General features: G+C 63.9%; 18 protein-coding genes. 11 read left to right on the forward strand and 7 right to left on the reverse strand.

What is annotated here, in order from left to right:
• The first annotated feature begins 24 nt into the window (after positions 1-24).
• Entirely contained in the window at positions 25-771 is a 747-nt protein-coding gene (locus C444_RS01505; RefSeq protein WP_004590421.1) for a potassium channel family protein, read from the forward strand.
• Positions 772-882: 111 nt separating this feature from the next.
• Here C444_RS01505 and C444_RS01510 read toward each other — a convergent pair whose 3' ends face one another.
• Both C444_RS01510 and C444_RS01515 read right to left on the reverse strand, forming a co-directional pair.
• Complete coding sequence (locus C444_RS01510) at positions 883-1086, reverse strand: hypothetical protein (protein WP_004590423.1); 204 nt, start codon at positions 1084-1086, stop codon at positions 883-885.
• A gap of 46 nt (positions 1087-1132) precedes the next feature.
• Entirely contained in the window at positions 1133-3220 is a 2088-nt protein-coding gene (locus C444_RS01515; protein WP_004590426.1) for a (Fe-S)-binding protein, read from the reverse strand.
• 143 nt (positions 3221-3363) lie between these two features.
• Here C444_RS01515 and C444_RS01520 point away from each other — a divergent pair, with 143 nt between their 5' ends.
• Positions 3364-3984, forward strand: a complete 621-nt coding sequence (locus C444_RS01520) for a hypothetical protein (RefSeq protein WP_004590428.1) — start codon at positions 3364-3366, stop codon at positions 3982-3984.
• Positions 3985-4102: 118 nt separating this feature from the next.
• Positions 4103-4765 (forward strand): CRISPR-associated protein Cas4, encoded by a 663-nt coding sequence (locus C444_RS01525; protein ID WP_004590430.1) that lies wholly within the window; start codon positions 4103-4105, stop codon positions 4763-4765.
• Between the two features lie 30 nt (positions 4766-4795).
• Here C444_RS01525 and C444_RS01530 read toward each other — a convergent pair whose 3' ends face one another.
• Genes C444_RS01530 through C444_RS01540 form a run of 3 tightly spaced genes read right to left on the reverse strand, consistent with a single transcriptional unit; the run spans position 4796 to position 6170 of the window.
• Positions 4796-5380 (reverse strand): L-threonylcarbamoyladenylate synthase, encoded by a 585-nt coding sequence (locus C444_RS01530; RefSeq protein WP_004590432.1) that lies wholly within the window; start codon positions 5378-5380, stop codon positions 4796-4798.
• A 2-nt stretch (positions 5381-5382) separates the two neighbouring features.
• Positions 5383-5892 carry a redoxin domain-containing protein gene (locus tag C444_RS01535; RefSeq protein ID WP_004590434.1) on the reverse strand — a complete coding sequence of 170 codons (510 nt, stop codon included), beginning with the start codon at positions 5890-5892 and terminating at the stop codon, positions 5383-5385.
• Complete coding sequence (locus C444_RS01540; protein WP_004590436.1) at positions 5892-6170, reverse strand: glutathione S-transferase N-terminal domain-containing protein; 279 nt, start codon at positions 6168-6170, stop codon at positions 5892-5894. The genes C444_RS01535 and C444_RS01540 overlap by 1 nt, the downstream gene beginning before the upstream one ends.
• A 98-nt stretch (positions 6171-6268) precedes the next feature.
• Between C444_RS01540 and C444_RS01545 the strand changes: the two genes are divergently transcribed.
• The gene (locus C444_RS01545; protein ID WP_004590437.1) at positions 6269-7657 is read left to right on the forward strand and encodes a hemolysin family protein; all 1389 of its coding nucleotides are present in this window, start codon (positions 6269-6271) and stop codon (positions 7655-7657) included.
• 50 nt (positions 7658-7707) lie between these two features.
• Positions 7708-8079 (forward strand): cupin domain-containing protein, encoded by a 372-nt coding sequence (locus tag C444_RS01550; protein WP_004590439.1) that lies wholly within the window; start codon positions 7708-7710, stop codon positions 8077-8079.
• A gap of 27 nt (positions 8080-8106) precedes the next feature.
• Here the strand turns inward: C444_RS01550 and C444_RS01555 are convergent, their stop codons facing one another.
• On the reverse strand, positions 8107-8319 hold the full coding sequence (locus C444_RS01555; RefSeq protein WP_004590441.1) for a hypothetical protein: 213 nt from the start codon (positions 8317-8319) through the stop codon (positions 8107-8109).
• Positions 8320-8432: 113 nt separating this feature from the next.
• Here C444_RS01555 and C444_RS01560 point away from each other — a divergent pair, with 113 nt between their 5' ends.
• The 3 genes from C444_RS01560 (at position 8433) to C444_RS01570 (ending at position 9498) form a co-directional block, all read left to right on the forward strand.
• Positions 8433-8747: a hypothetical protein gene (locus C444_RS01560; RefSeq protein WP_004590443.1), complete on the forward strand. Its 315-nt coding sequence runs from the start codon at positions 8433-8435 to the stop codon at positions 8745-8747.
• 30 nt (positions 8748-8777) lie between these two features.
• Positions 8778-9191, forward strand: coding sequence for an SRPBCC family protein (locus C444_RS01565; RefSeq protein WP_004590445.1), 414 nt, complete (start codon positions 8778-8780; stop codon positions 9189-9191).
• A 100-nt stretch (positions 9192-9291) separates the two neighbouring features.
• Complete coding sequence (locus tag C444_RS01570; RefSeq protein ID WP_004590447.1) at positions 9292-9498, forward strand: hypothetical protein; 207 nt, start codon at positions 9292-9294, stop codon at positions 9496-9498.
• Here C444_RS01570 and C444_RS01575 read toward each other — a convergent pair.
• On the reverse strand, positions 9495-10775 hold the full coding sequence (locus tag C444_RS01575; protein ID WP_004590448.1) for a CobW family GTP-binding protein: 1281 nt from the start codon (positions 10773-10775) through the stop codon (positions 9495-9497). The two genes, C444_RS01570 and C444_RS01575, sit on opposite strands and share 4 nt — an antisense overlap.
• A gap of 145 nt (positions 10776-10920) precedes the next feature.
• Between C444_RS01575 and C444_RS01580 the strand changes: the two genes are divergently transcribed.
• The 3 genes from C444_RS01580 to C444_RS01590 all read left to right on the forward strand — a co-directional run bounded on the left by C444_RS01580 (position 10921) and on the right by C444_RS01590 (position 14230).
• Positions 10921-11217, forward strand: coding sequence for a hypothetical protein (locus tag C444_RS01580; protein WP_004590450.1), 297 nt, complete (start codon positions 10921-10923; stop codon positions 11215-11217).
• Positions 11217-12191 (forward strand): ArsA family ATPase, encoded by a 975-nt coding sequence (locus C444_RS01585; RefSeq protein WP_004590452.1) that lies wholly within the window; start codon positions 11217-11219, stop codon positions 12189-12191. Before C444_RS01580 ends, C444_RS01585 begins: the two co-directional genes overlap by 1 nt.
• Before the next feature lie 173 nt (positions 12192-12364).
• Positions 12365-14230 carry a carbon starvation CstA family protein gene (locus C444_RS01590; protein WP_004590454.1) on the forward strand — a complete coding sequence of 622 codons (1866 nt, stop codon included), beginning with the start codon at positions 12365-12367 and terminating at the stop codon, positions 14228-14230.
• The last annotated feature ends 13 nt before the right edge of the window (positions 14231-14243 follow it).

A 14243-nucleotide genomic window follows, 5' to 3' on the forward strand; every position in this document is an offset into this window, starting at 1 on the left:
GGACAGCCGTAGACAGCTACAGCAATGGGACTCGCTAACAGTACAGACACGGACCGGTCGCTGCTCCGGCGGCTCGCCCGACCGGTGCTCGCGTTCGTCGGGCTGGTCGTCGCCGGTGTGGTCGGGTTTGTCACGCTCGGCGGCGTCGGCGTCGTCAACGCACTGTTCTGGCTGCTCGATCCCACGAGCATCGAACTCCACTTTCAGAGTCACGACGGACCGGCAACGCTGGTCAAGAGCTACGCTATCGTAGTGCTTACTGGTCTCGTCATCGCCGGTCTGTGGACCGGCGAGACAGCGCTATCGGCGGCCTTCGGCGGCCGGATTCAGGAAGAACTCACACGCATGCAAATCGCACAACGAATCGAGGACCTGGAGGACCACGTCGTCGTCTGTGGCTACGGAACGTTCGGACAGACCGTCGCCGACCAGATCGGCGACACGGACACACCGGTGGTGGTCCTCGAACACGAGACCGACCAGTACGAACGGGCGCTTGACGACGGCCATCTCGCCCTGGAGGCCGATGCGAGCCGCGAGGACGCGCTGACAGATGCGGGTGTCAAGCGAGCCGACACGGTCATCGGTGCAATCGACGACACGAACGCAAACATCCAGATCGCGGTGCTGGCGAGCCAGCTCGCGCCCACGGTCCGGCTCATCGTTCGAGCCGGGGACCAGCAGGACGAGACCGTGGCCCGCCGCGTCGGGGCAGACGAGGTGATAATCCCCGAGGTCGTGAGCGGGAAGCAGGTCTGTGAACGGCTGTAACTCAGGCCTCGCCAGCCGCTTGTGTCAGCAGTTCGGTCACGCCGATGGCGAGTAGTGCGACGGTCAGATCTATAATTGGGAGTCGACAAACGGAATATACCGGGTCGGTCGTTACTCCTCTGACAGCTTGGATTCGAGTGTTTCGACCTGGCTTTCGAGTTCGGAAATGCGCTTTTCGTAGCCGCGTTTGCCGTCGAGAAAGTTGTAGATGAGTATCATGCCGGCGGCTGGCAGTCCGACATACATCGCTAATACCATCACCATGACGATGAGTTCCGTTGTGCCGGGTAACCCTGCGACTAGGAGGAGGGCCATGCTGGTCTTTTTCCTTTAAGCTACTTGGAAATTTATATCCGAGCGATCAGACTTCCTCTTCGCCGACCGCTTCAGCGAGCAACTCCGTCACCCCGACGATTTCGAGGTCGTCCTCGTAGCCACCGGTCTTGCGCCCGTCCTCGTACATCGTCATGCACATCGGGCAGGCGACGACGAACTTCTCGACGGCCGCACCCGCCTCGGTGTCTTCGAGGGCCTCGCGCAGGCGTTCCTCACTGGGCTTCGTCTCCTCTTCGAGGTCCATCCAGAGGCCGCCGCCGCCACCGCCACAGCAGAAGGAGTCGTCCCTGTTGCGGGGCATCTCGTGGAGGTCAGCCCCGGTCGCGCGGATGAGGTCCCGCGGGGCTTCGAACTCACCGTTGTACCGCCCGAGGTGGCAGGGGTCGTGGTACGTGACGGTGTAGTCGAGTTCCAACCCGGAGAGGCCAAGCGCGCCCGAATCTGCGAGATCGGCGACGACCTGCGTGTAGTGGAACACGTCGTCTTCGCCCCACTCGCAGGCCTCGAACTCGGGGTACTCGTTCATGAACGTGTTGTAGGCGTGGGGGTCCGTCGTGACGATAGACTCGAACTCACAGTCCAGAATCGCCTCGGCGTTGTCCTCGACGAGCATCTCGTAGAGGCCCTCCTCGCCGACGCGGCGCACGTCGTTGCCGTCGGTCTGCTCGGCCTCGTAGAGGATGCCGTAGTCCACGCCGGCGGCCTCGAAGACGCGAGCCAGCGCGCGCGCTATCTTCTGATTGCGCTCGTCGTAGCTGGGGTAGTCGCCGACGTACCAGAGGTATTCGACCGGTTCGTCACGAGCATCTGGAACTTCAAAACCGAGGTCCTCGGTCCAGTCCGGCCGGGCGCGCTCGGGGTCGCCGAAGGTGTTGCCGTGCTGGAACACGTTCATCATCGCGTCCTGGACGTGTTCGTCCATCTCGCCGGCCTCGGTCAGCCGGCGGTTCATCTCGGTGAACTGCGTGACGTGTTCGATATCGACCGGGCAGGCGTCCATACAGGCCATACAGGACATGCAGGACTCCATCGTGTGGGCGTCGATGACCGAGGTACCGCCGTCGGCAATAATAGGTACGTCTTCGCCGCCGGCGTCGCGCTCCTCACGGTAGCGTTTCAGGTCCAGAATGACGTTCCGTGGGTCCAACGGCCGCCCAGACGCCTTGGCCGGACAGACCGACGAACATCGGCCACACTTGGTGCAGGCGTCGTGGTCAAGCAACTGTTTCCAGGAGAAGTCGTCGATGTCGCTGGGGCCGATCTCCTCGGGACTCGCGTCGCTTGGCACGCCCGGCAGTCGCACCCCGGCCTTCTCGTCACGGGCGATAAGGTTGGCAAACGACGAGAGCATGTGGAACGGTTTCGCGTAAGGAATCCAGGCGACGAACCACAGCGCGACGAGCGAGTGGCTCCACCAGACAAAGGGGTACGCGCCCGCTGCCATCTCCGGTGTCATCCCGGCCGTGACGAGCACTTCCTTGACTGACCAGCCGACGAAGCTCACCGTCTCGAAGGAGACATCCCGGACCGTCGAGGTGCCGAGAATCCGAATGCCCTCAGTCAGGTAGCCACCGACGCCAAGCACGAACAGCGCGCCGAGAAACAGGTCGTCCTCGCGGGAGGTGTGGCGGTCGTGGAGGCGGTCGAGTTTACGGCCGTAGCGTCGCCACAGCGCGACGCCGACGCCGACGACAAACAGCAGCCCCATCGCGTCCATGACGAGCGAATACGAGAGATAGAACTGGCCGACAAAGAATGACTCACCGGTCAGCGGCCGGTAGAGGTCGATATCGATACCAAGAATCGTCGTTCCGATGAGTAGCGTCAGAAAACCCCAGACGACGAACGCGTGCATCACGCCAGCGACGGTGTCGCGGTCCAACTGCTTCCGATTTGACAGCGCTAACCGTGCCGCTGCAACCGTCCGCTGGGGCAGGTCGTCCAGTCGCTCGAAGGCGTCCTCGTTGCCTTGGGCATAGCGGTTGACGCGGTTGTACACACCGTACAGAAAGACGATGACGGCGAGCGCTGCCAGATAGTAGAACAGTACTTTCCCCACGTCGCCGATACGCCAGAACGTCGGGCGCGTGGTCGTCTGGAGTATAGATGACATACGGTAACACGTGTTTCATGCCCGCTTAAATCTTGCCACGAACCGCCGCAGTCCTGCGGGAATTAGACAACTGTTGAAAGTTCTTCCCTATTACGTTGTCGATCCGACAGATATATGACTCCCGAGAAGTAGTTTCATGTTCGATGGACGAGAAGACCGAAGAACTCCGTGACATCTTCATCGACGTCTCCGGTGAGGAGGCTGTGACGGAGTCTCAGGAGGCGTCGAGAGGGTCCTTGGCTGATACTGACGAGGCCGGTGTCGCGGACCGACTCGGTGATGTCATCGCGCGGATGCACGAGCGATACGAGTTCCGGACTGACCTCGACGACGAATCCCTGGTAACAGTGGTCCGACTGTTCTACGAGGGCAGCGACGACGGGACTATCGCAGCCGAAATCGGCGCGGACGAGTCCGATGTGGTCGAGGCGCGACTGGACCTGCATCTCCTCCGCGACGAGGACACAGAGGCACCGTTCGATCTGGCCGAGTTCCGCCGCCGCGTTACCGACGACGACCCGTCCGTCGCCGAACTCGCGGCCGAGTTCGATATAGACGAGTCCTGGGCCGCCCACTACCGCCGAGTCGTCGCCGCACAGGACGCCGCCCGCCGTGTCTCCCATCGGTTCCAGAGCGAGTTCGAGGACGTACTCACCGACGCTGGCCTATCAACACAGCACGCCGCCGGCCTCCGCGACGACGGCCTCGACGAGGCCACCGAAGACATCGACTCGCTGGATTCCGGCGCTGACGTGTCGATGTGACCCTCCGATATCTTTTGTCGTCGTCTCCTGTCACAGTAGGCTTGGCTAACTGCGCGACTGTTTCAACAGCCAGCGGTGCGCCGAACCTTCTTGTGGGAGCACACGACCACGCCGGCCCATGCCGACCCACACGTTCAGGGAACTGGAAACGGCCGCCTACTGTCCACGGAAGCTCTACTACCGCCGCCGCGACGGCGCGAGTGAGGTCCCCGACGAGGTCGAACCGGTCCGTCGGCTGGCCCTCGACTACGAGCGACTGCTGACCGACGACGCCGCCCTGCTGGCCGCCCCAATCGAAATCGATCCCGACGCGTACCGCGACCGTCTCAGAGGGCTTCGAGAGCGGCTGGTCGACTGGGACGGGCTAGCCGCCCCGGCGGCGACCGACGCGTATCTCGAAGGGAAGGACGCCCGCGGAATCGCACACAAGGTCATCGCCGGAAAAGATGGCCCCGTACCGTCGCTCGTGTTCGCCGGTCAGCCGCCCGAAGACGGTGTCTGGGAACCCCAGACCGTGCGGCTTGTCGCCGCCGCGAAGGCGCTCTCCTGGGAGCGCGAGCGTGATATCGACGTCGCCTACGCGGAGTATCCAGCGTACGGTGTGATCCGGCGTATCGAGGTGAATACGAGGCGGGCTGGTGTCTACCGTCGCGCGGTCAGAACTGCCGACAGTATCGACGGGCCGCCAGGGCGGGTACGAAACGACGCCAAGTGCACGCCCTGTGAGTTCAGTGACGACTGTGGTGTCAAAACACGGTCGCTACGGTCGATGCTACGCTAAGGAGGACAATCGCCCGGATAGCGGCAGGTTTCAGTCCCGGTCTTCGAGCCACGACTCGACGGCGTCGGCGCGTGCGCCGTGGCGATGAATCGTTCCGCTGTCGACGTTCACGACCGTCGACCCGGTCCCGCCGTCGGTCTCGCCAGCGTCGAGGACCACCGCGGCCCGGTCGCGGATAGCGTCGAGGCCGTCGACGGTGCGGGTGCTTGGATTCCCAGAGATGTTCGCGCTCGTTGCCGTGAGCGGCCCAGTTTCGGCAAGCAGTTTGAGCGCGGGATCGTGGTCTGGGATGCGGACCCCGACGCGGTCCCGGCCGGCGACCAGTACGTCCGGAACCGCGTCGCGGCGTTCGACGACGACAGTAACCGGGCCGGGGAGGAACTCACGCATGAACGCCAGTTCGCGGTCGCTCAGGCGCGTGTACTCGCGGGCGGACTCGACATCGGGAACGGCCATCGACACCGGCTTGTCGCGCTCGCGCCCCTTCGCCTCGAACACCCGTTCGACAGCGGCAGCATCGAGCGCGTCCGCGCCGAGGCCGTACACTGTCTCCGTGGGGTAGACGACAAGCTCTCCGTCGCGGACTGCCGCCGCGGCGTCGTCGACTGTCGCCATCGTTAGAGCTGTGCTTCGACTTCGTCGTAGTCCGGGAAGTCGGGCCATTCCTGAGCTACCCACGCGTACTCGATGGTCCGGTCGCTATCGAGGACGAACACCGACGGGCGCGGCTCCTCGATACCGGCCATTCCGTCGAGGTCCATATCGATGCTGTACTGCTGTGCGACGCCGTTGGCGGGGTCCGAGAACAGCCGGTAGTCACCCTCTATCTCCCGCTCTTCGAGCAGTTGCTTGTGCTCGTACGGCGTCGAGATGGAGACGCCCACGACGGTGGCCTGCTCGTGCCACGCGCGGTCGCGGATCTCGTTCCAGATGTACGTCGCCGGGAAGGCCCCGTCCATCGCGTGGAACACGAGGACGACCCGGTCGCTGTCGGCACACACGGACGCGAGCGATTCGTCCTCCCAGAACTCGTCGTTGACGAGCGGGCGGGTGAAATCCGGCGCGGTGTCACCTTCTTCGGGGTGGTCAGCCGGGTCGAGGTCGACGATGTCGAAGTCGAGTTCCATCAGGCCACACCCCCTGCAGTCTCTTCGCCCTCGCCGTAGGTCCGTTCCAGATACGCCACGATATTCGCGCTCTCGGACATCGTGACGCCGGTGTTCTCGTCGACGATGGCCGGGACGGTCCGCTTGCCGGACAGTCGTTTGACTACGTCGCGGTCGGAGTGCATCGGCTCGACGAACCGGGACTGGTAGTCGAGACCGTATTCGTGCAGCTTCCGGACGACACGCTCACAGAACGGACACGCCTGCAGCCGATACAGTGTGATGTCGGACTCGCTCATACTCTGTGGGACGGTACGCGTGAAAGCCGGGTAAGGGCTTCGCTGGCAACCCATTCATGACAAGCCTTAATCCCCGCCCATTACAACTTCGACCGTTGATGGCCCTGGATCCACCTGCGCCGTTTGAGCTGTCTACAGCGATGTTACAGGGCGTCGAAATCGTCGGCGTCCCAATACCGCAGGACGCGGTGCTCGTCGCTGGTATTGTCACGCTCGTCGCACTGGTTGTCCTCTCAGCGTTCTTCTCGTCCTCAGAAATTGCGATGTTCTCGCTGCCTGCACACCGGACGGAAGCGCTCGTCGAAGACGCCGTTCCGGGTGCGAAGACGCTCAAACAACTCAAATCAGACCCCCACCGCCTGCTGGTGACGATTCTCGTCGGCAACAACCTCGTCAACATCGCGATGTCTTCCATCGCTACTGGGCTCCTTGCGATGTACGTCGATAGCCAGGGACTGGCTGTCGCCATCGCGACGTTTGGCGTCACTGCCATCGTGCTGCTGTTCGGCGAAAGCGCACCCAAGAGCTACGCGGTGGAGAACACCGAGTCCTGGGCGCTCCGCATCTCCAAGCCGCTCAAGGCTGCCGAGAAGGTGCTACTTCCGCTCATCCTGCTTTTCGATTACCTCACCCGCGTCGTCAACAAGATCACCGGGGGCCGGTCGGCCATCGAGACCTCTTATGTCACCCGTGAGGAGATACAGGACATCATCGAGACGGGTGAGCGCGAGGGCGTCCTTGACGAGGACGAACGCGAGATGCTTCAGCGGACGCTCCGGTTCAACGACACCATCGCCAAGGAAGTGATGACCCCGCGCCTGGACATGACCGCGGTCGCCAAGGACGCCTCCGCCGAGGAGGCCCTGGAGACGTGCATCCAGAGCGGCCATGCCCGAATCCCGGTCTACGAGGGCAGTCTGGACAACGTCATCGGCGTCATCCACATCCGCGACCTCGTCCGGGACCTCAACTACGGCGAGGCGCTGGCCCGCGATATGGAACTCGAGGACCTCATCGAGCCGACCCTGCACGTCCCCGAGTCCAAGAACGTCGACGACCTGCTGACCGAGATGCGGGCCGAGCGCCTGCACATGGTCATCGTCATCGACGAGTTCGGCACCACCGAGGGACTGGTGACGATGGAGGACCTGACCGAGGAGATCGTCGGCGAGATACTCGAAGGCGAGGAGGAGGAGCCGATCGAGTACGTCGACGACGACACGGTCACGGTCAAAGGCGAGGTCAACATCGAGGAGGTCAACGAAGCGCTGGACTTGGACCTGCCCGAAGGCGAGGAGTTCGAGACCATCGCCGGCTTCATCTTCAATCGCGCCGGCCGACTGGTCGAGGAGGGCGAGACAATTACCTACGACGGCGTTGAGATCCGCGTCGAACAGGTCGAGAACACCCGCATCATGAAAGCTCGCGTCGTCCGCCTCGAAACCGACGAGACGGAGCCGGTCGACGCCGAAGAAGCCTCGGACTGAGTCCTCACAGGAGCAGTCGTTTTAGGTCGGTCGCCGTCAACAGGGATGACATGGGCTATCACCACCTCGCGGTCGACGACATCGAACCGACGCCGGACCGGCCGAGCATCCAGCGCTCTATCAGCGATGCGGCCGGCCTCGAAAACGCCGCCGTCAACGTCTACGAGGTCGCGCCCGGCGAGGACATCCCGCTCGCGTACCACTACCACGACGACCAGGAAGAACTGTTCTACGTCCTCTCGGGCACGCTCGCGGTCGAGACGCCCGAGAAGACCTACGAGGTCGGCGCAGACGAGGTGTTTGTCGTCGAACCGGACAGCCCCCAGCGGGCGCACAACCCCGAGTCGGCGACCGACCACGTGAAGACCGTCGTCATCGGCGCGCCCGCGGTGGACGACGTGCATCCCTACGACCCCGAGTGAGCCGAACCGTGGCCGCTCCGCGGACTGTTACTGTAGCGTGATGGCGTAGGTCAGCGCGAACAGGAGTATCGCCCCGGTCGCGACGTTGATCGCCGTGAGCTCTACCGCGCCGATGACGCTCAGCCCCCAGACGATAGTACTCGCAAACACCGTCGACAGCACGGCGTTCATCGCGATGAGTACCCGCGGGTCGCCCTGTGACCCGCTTGCCCCCTCCTCGAACCCGTTCGCGTCGCTCATGCCCACGAACACGGACGGGACGCCCCTTAGCTCTTTGGCAGTGTCCGGTGCGTTCGCTCTGCTCGCCGTGGCCAAGTCGCGCAACTAAACACATTCGAAGCCTAGTCCAACATATGGACGTTCAAAATCGTCATGGGGACCCGGTCGACCCGGTCCCGTTTCTCGTCTGCACTGCGATGGCGGTGATGCTGCTGTTCTCCGTCGGCCCACTGTACGGCCTCGCCTACGGGCTCCCCGTCTGGGCCGGCCTGACCGTTGCAACAGCCGGGACCATCACTGTCGCCGCCGTTGCGTACCACCGACTGGTCTGGACTGCGCCGCCGCCCTCGGTACAGATTGCCCCGGAGCTTCGCTTCCAACGCCTCATCTACATCGGCGTCGGCTTCGCTGTGTTGCTGGTCGGCGTCTCGGCCCCGCTAGCCCTGTGATTTACCACCCCGGTCCGCATGTGGACTGGTATGCGCGAGGTCGAACGCTCTCGGTTCGTGATGGCACGGCCGCCGGCTGTCCACCGCTCCCTCTCGCCGGAGGCAGTCGTCGCGGCGGAGGGGACGTTCACCGTAACGGCCGTCGAGGAAACTGAGACGGGAACGCTCGTCACCGCTGCTGGCCCGGGGATGTCGGTCCCGCTGCGCTTCGAGTCGCGGGACGACGGACTCCGATACACCGCTGAGGGCGAGGTCGGCCCCTTTGACCATCTTGAGACGCGAATCACCGTCACACCGGAAGAAAACGGCTCCCGGATCACGATGCGTTCGACCGTTTCGCTGAACCTGCCACTTCCCTTCGCTGACCGCATCGCCGCCTGGAAGCACGGCAACGAGCTGGAGCGAGCTATCGAAAATCTGGCGGCCGACGTGCCCGGAGGCTGAACGGGTCGATAGCCCGACCGTTCGGCCGGTTCGGCACTGCCCATGAGACAACTGCGCACAACCACGACACGTTTAGTAGCTGTAATCTCAATATACGTCCATGAGCATCATCGACAGCGTCAAGGAGGCACTCACGTCACAGCCCGACGCGAAGGCTCGCCCCGACGACGGGTCGAAGGGCGCGTACTGGTGTGACGACTGCGGCGTTCGCATCAGAGACGTCGAACTGGAGGGCGAGCCGGTCTGTCCGGACTGCGGCGAGGAGATGCGCTTTGAGCGCGCGGCCGGCCGTGACTGCGCCTGCTAGGGGCTCCGAATCACCGTCTCATCGCCCTGCTCCACCGGGAACGGTCCGGTAAGCGACTCGCTTTCGGCCCATTCTTCGTCCGTCACCAGTCCGTCGTCAAGCGCCGTCCGAAGGGCATCTTCGTCGTAGTCGGTCCCGATGAACACCAGCTCCGTCCGCCGGTCGCCGTGCTCGTCGTGCCAGTCGAGCTCCGGCCGGTTCGAGCGGTACATCTCTTGCTCGACTTCGGGGAGGCTCGCGATCCACGGGCCCTGCGCTTCCGCCCGTATCGAGGGACCGGCTTGCCCGATGACGACCCGTAGCTCTGCGCCCGCCAGCCAGGCGGTGCCTTTCGAGCGGACGACGCCTGACGGCAGGTCCCGCAGTACGTCGGCGAGACGGTCGGGGTGGAACGGTCGACGGCGGCGGTAGGTGAAGGAGGTGACGCCGTACACGTCCTCTGGATGGTGGTGGTCGTCGTGTCCGGTATTGTTGTCGCCCGCATGGTCATCGTGGTCGTGGCTGCCTCCGCCGTGGCTGTGCCCGGCTTCGGCCAGCGCCCGCTTCCAGCCGGGCAGGTCGTTGATCTCGGTCTGGTCGAACAGCCCGCGGTCGAACAGCCGGTCGGGGGCGACCTGTGAGAAGGTCGTCCGGACGGTCTCAGCGTCGGGCTGGAGTGCCCCGACCAGATCTTCGGCTTCATCCAGTTCCTCGTCCGTACAGAGGTCCGTCTTGTTCAGCAGGACGATGTTGGAGAGTTCGACCTGTTCGACCATGAGATCCGAGAGCGGCCGGTCGGCGTCGTCGGCCGCTGTGTCGCTGCTGTCCCCATCGGCGTTCGCTTCCACGGCCCCCCGGCGCTCGGGGGTCTCGCCAGCGAACGAGTCGAGAAACAGCCGGGTATCCAGCACCGTCACAAGCGTGTCGACGCGATAGAGCGCCGCCACGCGCGATTCGGTGGTGAACAGCCGCGCGACGGGGGCTGGTTCCGAGATGCCAGAGGACTCGACGACGAGCGCATCGAAATCGCGGTCGTTCGCCAGCCGGACGACTGCGGTTTCGAGGTCGTCCTGCAGTTCACAGCAGATACAGCCGTTCGACAGCTCCGCGACGCCGTCGTCGACATCGAGTTCGGACCCCTCGGCGATGAGTTCCGCGTCGACATTGACCGTCCCCATGTCGTTGACGAGGACGGCGATGTCGCGGTCGCCGGCCTCGGTCAGCAGATGGTTCAGCAGTGTGGTCTTCCCGGCCCCGAGGCTTCCGGAGAGAATCGTGACGGGAATGGTGTCGCGCATACCTCCCGTTGTGGGCCGGCTCCCTTCAAATCGCGCCTCGTTTCCGGCAGCCGAACACGACCGCTGTCCCGTCACGGCGGCTGGGTACTGTCGACGGGTAACTGCGACAGCTTTTACTCTGTGCCTCTCGCACACATGACCCACGATGGAACTGGCCGACCGAATCGAGCGCTTTCGCCGGACGCTACGGGAGTGGGCCCGCGGGCTGTACCACGGCATGATAACGCACCCGGCCTACGAGAAAATCGAGAAGGAGGCCGAAGATATCGAGGACGCGTTCATGCTCGCCTGTTTCCCCGACGCCTTCGGCATCCCGTCGCCGGTGTCGTACTACACCGCCGAACTGCTGCCGTACCTCGAAGACGCCTTCGAGGCCTGGGAGCGGCGGCTGTGGGACCGGGGCTCGTACATCGAACGCAAAGGCCAGCAGTACCACTTCTGATGGAGCCGTTCGTCTTCTTCGGCGGCAAGGGTGGGGTCGGCAAGACCACTGTCTCCTGTGCCTACGGGGTGAAGTCCGCACGGGCTGGCCTCGACACGCTCGTCGTTTCGACGGACCCGGCCCACTCCGTCACGGACGTGTTCGACCAGACGTTCGGCGACGACCCTGCCGCCGTCGAGGGTATCGACGGCCTCGATGCGATGGAGATCGACCCCGAGACCGAGACCCAGCGCCACCTCAACGGCATCCGTAATGACCTCTCCGAGCAGGTGTCGGCGGCGATGGTCAACGAGATCAACCAACAGCTAGAGATGGCCCACCAGACGCCGGGGGCCTACGAGTCGGCGCTGTTCGACCGCTTCGTCGACGTGATGCGCAACGCTGACCCGTACGACCGGGTGGTCTTCGACACCTCGCCGACCGGCAGTACGCTCCGCCTGCTCGGTCTGCCGGAGTTCCTCGAAGGCTGGATCGACCGGCTGATGCACAAACGCGAGAAGAGCATCGACCTCTTCGAGAAGGCCGCCATCGGCAGCAACGAACCCCGGCGCGTGATGGACGGCGACCCGGTGCTGGCCCGCCTGCAGGACCGCAAGGAGTTTTTCGAGTTCGCCGGTGGCGCGCTCCAAGCCGACGCTGCCTTCTTCCTCGTGCTCAACCCCGACCAGCTCTCGGTCAACGAGACACGGCGCGCTATCGCCGAGATGCGAGAGCGCGACCTCTCGGTTCGGGGCCTCGTCGCGAACAAGCTCACGCCCGAACCGGACCCCGACGAGGACGGCCGCGGGGCTCGCTATCTCCGGGACCGCGTCGCCACCGAGAACGAACGACTGCAGGAAGTCCGCGAAACGCTCGACCCCCCGCTGGTCGCGGAAATCACGACTCGTACGGCGGAGGTGAAAGGCGACCTGCTCGACGATGTCGCCGCCGAACTCGACGTCGAGACGGATGCCGAGGTGCCGACGTTCGTCTGAGCTACCGACCGCCGCTCATGTGTGGGCTGCGCATAACCGATAAGTAATCGGATACGGGTTTTTGTCTACGGGATGAGACAGTGTGACCGAGCGGATTCTAACGGACTTAAGATATGTTGGAAATATATAATAACTATTAATAGCTTGATGTTGGTTACCATTCATGCACATACATGACACAGGTAATCTGGATCGTCCTGGCAGTACTGGTGACGTTCAGCGTGGGGTATCTGGGGTATTCGAAGTACCTCGCGCGTTTCCTCGAACTCGACAACGACAACGAGACACCGGCACACAAGTACGAAGACGGGCAGGAATACGTGCCGTCGAAAAAACCGGTGTTGCTGGGTCACCACTACTCCAGTATCGCGGGTGGGGCACCGATTGTCGGACCGATTACTGCGGGGGCTATCTGGGGGTGGGTTCCCGCACTGCTGTGGATCGCCATCGGCAATCCGCTGATGGGCAGCGTCCACGACTTCGTCTCACTGTCGGGGTCGCTCCGACACGAGGGGAAGTCCATCGGCTACATCGTCGGTGAGTACGTCGGCGAGGGCGGGAAGAACATGCTGCTGTGGTTCGCGTTCCTGACGATTATCCTCGTCGTCGCAGTGTTTGCGCTGGTGGTCGGGATCGTGTTCAACGCATATCCCGAGGTGGTGACGGCGTCGCTGGTCTACATTGCTCTCGCGCTGGCGTTTGGCGTGTACCTCTACCAGCTCAACGGCCCGTTCATCCCGGGGACAGTCCTGTTCGTCGCGGGTGTTTTCGCCGGCGTCTACGCCGGTATCCAGTTCCCGATTGCGCTGTTCGAACCGACGGCCGAGCGAACCGCGGAGATGTCCGTTATCGTGTTGCTGGGCGGCAGCGGTTCCTGGGTGCCCGGCGCGGGCGCACTGGGCGGCAATACCGCGGCGTGGATCCCGGTCATCATGGCCTACGCCGCCATCGCCAGCGCGCTCCCGGTGTGGGTGTTGCTCCAGCCGCGTGACTACCTCTCCTCGTTCCTGCTGTACACCGGCGTCGGCGGCGCGCTGCTCGCCATTATCGTCGGGACCATCCTCAGCTCGTCGAGCCAGCCGCTGGTCATCGACAGCTCCATCGGCGCGTTCAACGGGTTCTGGGGCGTCGAGGGAGCGGGTCTGTACCCGCTGTTCCCACTGCTGTTCATTACTATCGCCTGTGGAACAATCAGCGGTTTCCACTCGCTGGTCTCATCCGGGACGACGGCGAAGCAACTCGATAAGGAGACCGACGCCCGCCTCATCGGCTACGGTGGGATGCTGGGTGAGGGCCTGCTCGCGGCCGTCGCGCTGTCGACGCTCGCGGTCGCCGGCTTCCCCGACCCCGCGGGCGGTATCGGCGCGGCGCTGCCGAACTTCGCGACCGGTGGTGGCATCATCCTGACGAGCCTCGGCCTCCCACAGTCCTTCGGTGCGCCGTTCATGGCGCTCGTCCTCGTGAGCTTCCTGCTTACGTCTACTGACACGGCTGTCCGACTCGGGCGCTACATGATGGAAGAGATCGTCGGCCTGCCGGCCGGCCAGACGTCGAGCGGGCTCGACCTCGGCGGCGGCATCCGTTCGACGCTTGGTGAACTCGGCCGCGGCCGGTACACGAACCCGATCATCCAGTGTGGCCTCGCGTACGTGATGGTCGTCTCCGGCCAGTGGGTCGTTCTGTGGGCGCTGTTCGGTGGTGCGAACCAGCTGCTGGCCGCGCTCGCACTACTGACCGGGACGGTCTGGCTGGCTAACTGGGACAAGAGCAAACAGCTGTACTCCACGGGCGTGCCGATGGCCGTCATGGTGGCGATAACCGTGCTCGGCCTCGGCTGGCTCGCGTTCTACCAGAACATCTACCAGACGATTATCGTGGGCGGTGCGAGCGGTGTGCAACTGTTCGCAACGATTATCCAGACGCTTCTGGCACTGACCCTCATCGGCCTCGCTCTGGCGCTGGTCAAGAAGGGGTACGACAACATCAGCACCGTCCGCGAGAGCTACGGCGGCGGTGTCGTCGAACCGAGCGACGACTGACAGCGGCTCCTTC

This window comes from Haloarcula japonica DSM 6131 (genome assembly GCF_000336635.1).
In the GTDB taxonomy this organism is placed as follows: Archaea; Halobacteriota; Halobacteria; order Halobacteriales; family Haloarculaceae; genus Haloarcula; species Haloarcula japonica.

What these genes read in the sequence shown, in the direction of transcription:
- C444_RS01530 (WP_004590432.1), bottom strand. Translation starts at nt 5,380, where the DNA reads ATGGCGACAGTCGACGACGCCGCGGCGGCAGTCCGCGACGGAGAGCTT.
- C444_RS01555 (WP_004590441.1), bottom strand. Translation starts at nt 8,319, where the DNA reads ATGAGCGACGCGAACGGGTTCGAGGAGGGGGCAAGCGGGTCACAGGGC.
- C444_RS01510 (WP_004590423.1), bottom strand. Translation starts at nt 1,086, where the DNA reads ATGGCCCTCCTCCTAGTCGCAGGGTTACCCGGCACAACGGAACTCATC.
- C444_RS01545 (WP_004590437.1), top strand. Translation starts at nt 6,269, where the DNA reads ATGGCCCTGGATCCACCTGCGCCGTTTGAGCTGTCTACAGCGATGTTA.
- C444_RS01515 (WP_004590426.1), bottom strand. Translation starts at nt 3,220, where the DNA reads ATGTCATCTATACTCCAGACGACCACGCGCCCGACGTTCTGGCGTATC.
- C444_RS01580 (WP_004590450.1), top strand. Translation starts at nt 10,921, where the DNA reads ATGGAACTGGCCGACCGAATCGAGCGCTTTCGCCGGACGCTACGGGAG.
- C444_RS01505 (WP_004590421.1), top strand. Translation starts at nt 25, where the DNA reads ATGGGACTCGCTAACAGTACAGACACGGACCGGTCGCTGCTCCGGCGG.
- C444_RS01570 (WP_004590447.1), top strand. Translation starts at nt 9,292, where the DNA reads ATGAGCATCATCGACAGCGTCAAGGAGGCACTCACGTCACAGCCCGAC.
- C444_RS01575 (WP_004590448.1), bottom strand. Translation starts at nt 10,775, where the DNA reads ATGCGCGACACCATTCCCGTCACGATTCTCTCCGGAAGCCTCGGGGCC.
- C444_RS01590 (WP_004590454.1), top strand. Translation starts at nt 12,365, where the DNA reads ATGACACAGGTAATCTGGATCGTCCTGGCAGTACTGGTGACGTTCAGC.
- C444_RS01585 (WP_004590452.1), top strand. Translation starts at nt 11,217, where the DNA reads ATGGAGCCGTTCGTCTTCTTCGGCGGCAAGGGTGGGGTCGGCAAGACC.
- C444_RS01560 (WP_004590443.1), top strand. Translation starts at nt 8,433, where the DNA reads ATGGACGTTCAAAATCGTCATGGGGACCCGGTCGACCCGGTCCCGTTT.
- C444_RS01535 (WP_004590434.1), bottom strand. Translation starts at nt 5,892, where the DNA reads ATGGAACTCGACTTCGACATCGTCGACCTCGACCCGGCTGACCACCCC.
- C444_RS01540 (WP_004590436.1), bottom strand. Translation starts at nt 6,170, where the DNA reads ATGAGCGAGTCCGACATCACACTGTATCGGCTGCAGGCGTGTCCGTTC.
- C444_RS01520 (WP_004590428.1), top strand. Translation starts at nt 3,364, where the DNA reads ATGGACGAGAAGACCGAAGAACTCCGTGACATCTTCATCGACGTCTCC.
- C444_RS01565 (WP_004590445.1), top strand. Translation starts at nt 8,778, where the DNA reads ATGCGCGAGGTCGAACGCTCTCGGTTCGTGATGGCACGGCCGCCGGCT.
- C444_RS01525 (WP_004590430.1), top strand. Translation starts at nt 4,103, where the DNA reads ATGCCGACCCACACGTTCAGGGAACTGGAAACGGCCGCCTACTGTCCA.
- C444_RS01550 (WP_004590439.1), top strand. Translation starts at nt 7,708, where the DNA reads ATGGGCTATCACCACCTCGCGGTCGACGACATCGAACCGACGCCGGAC.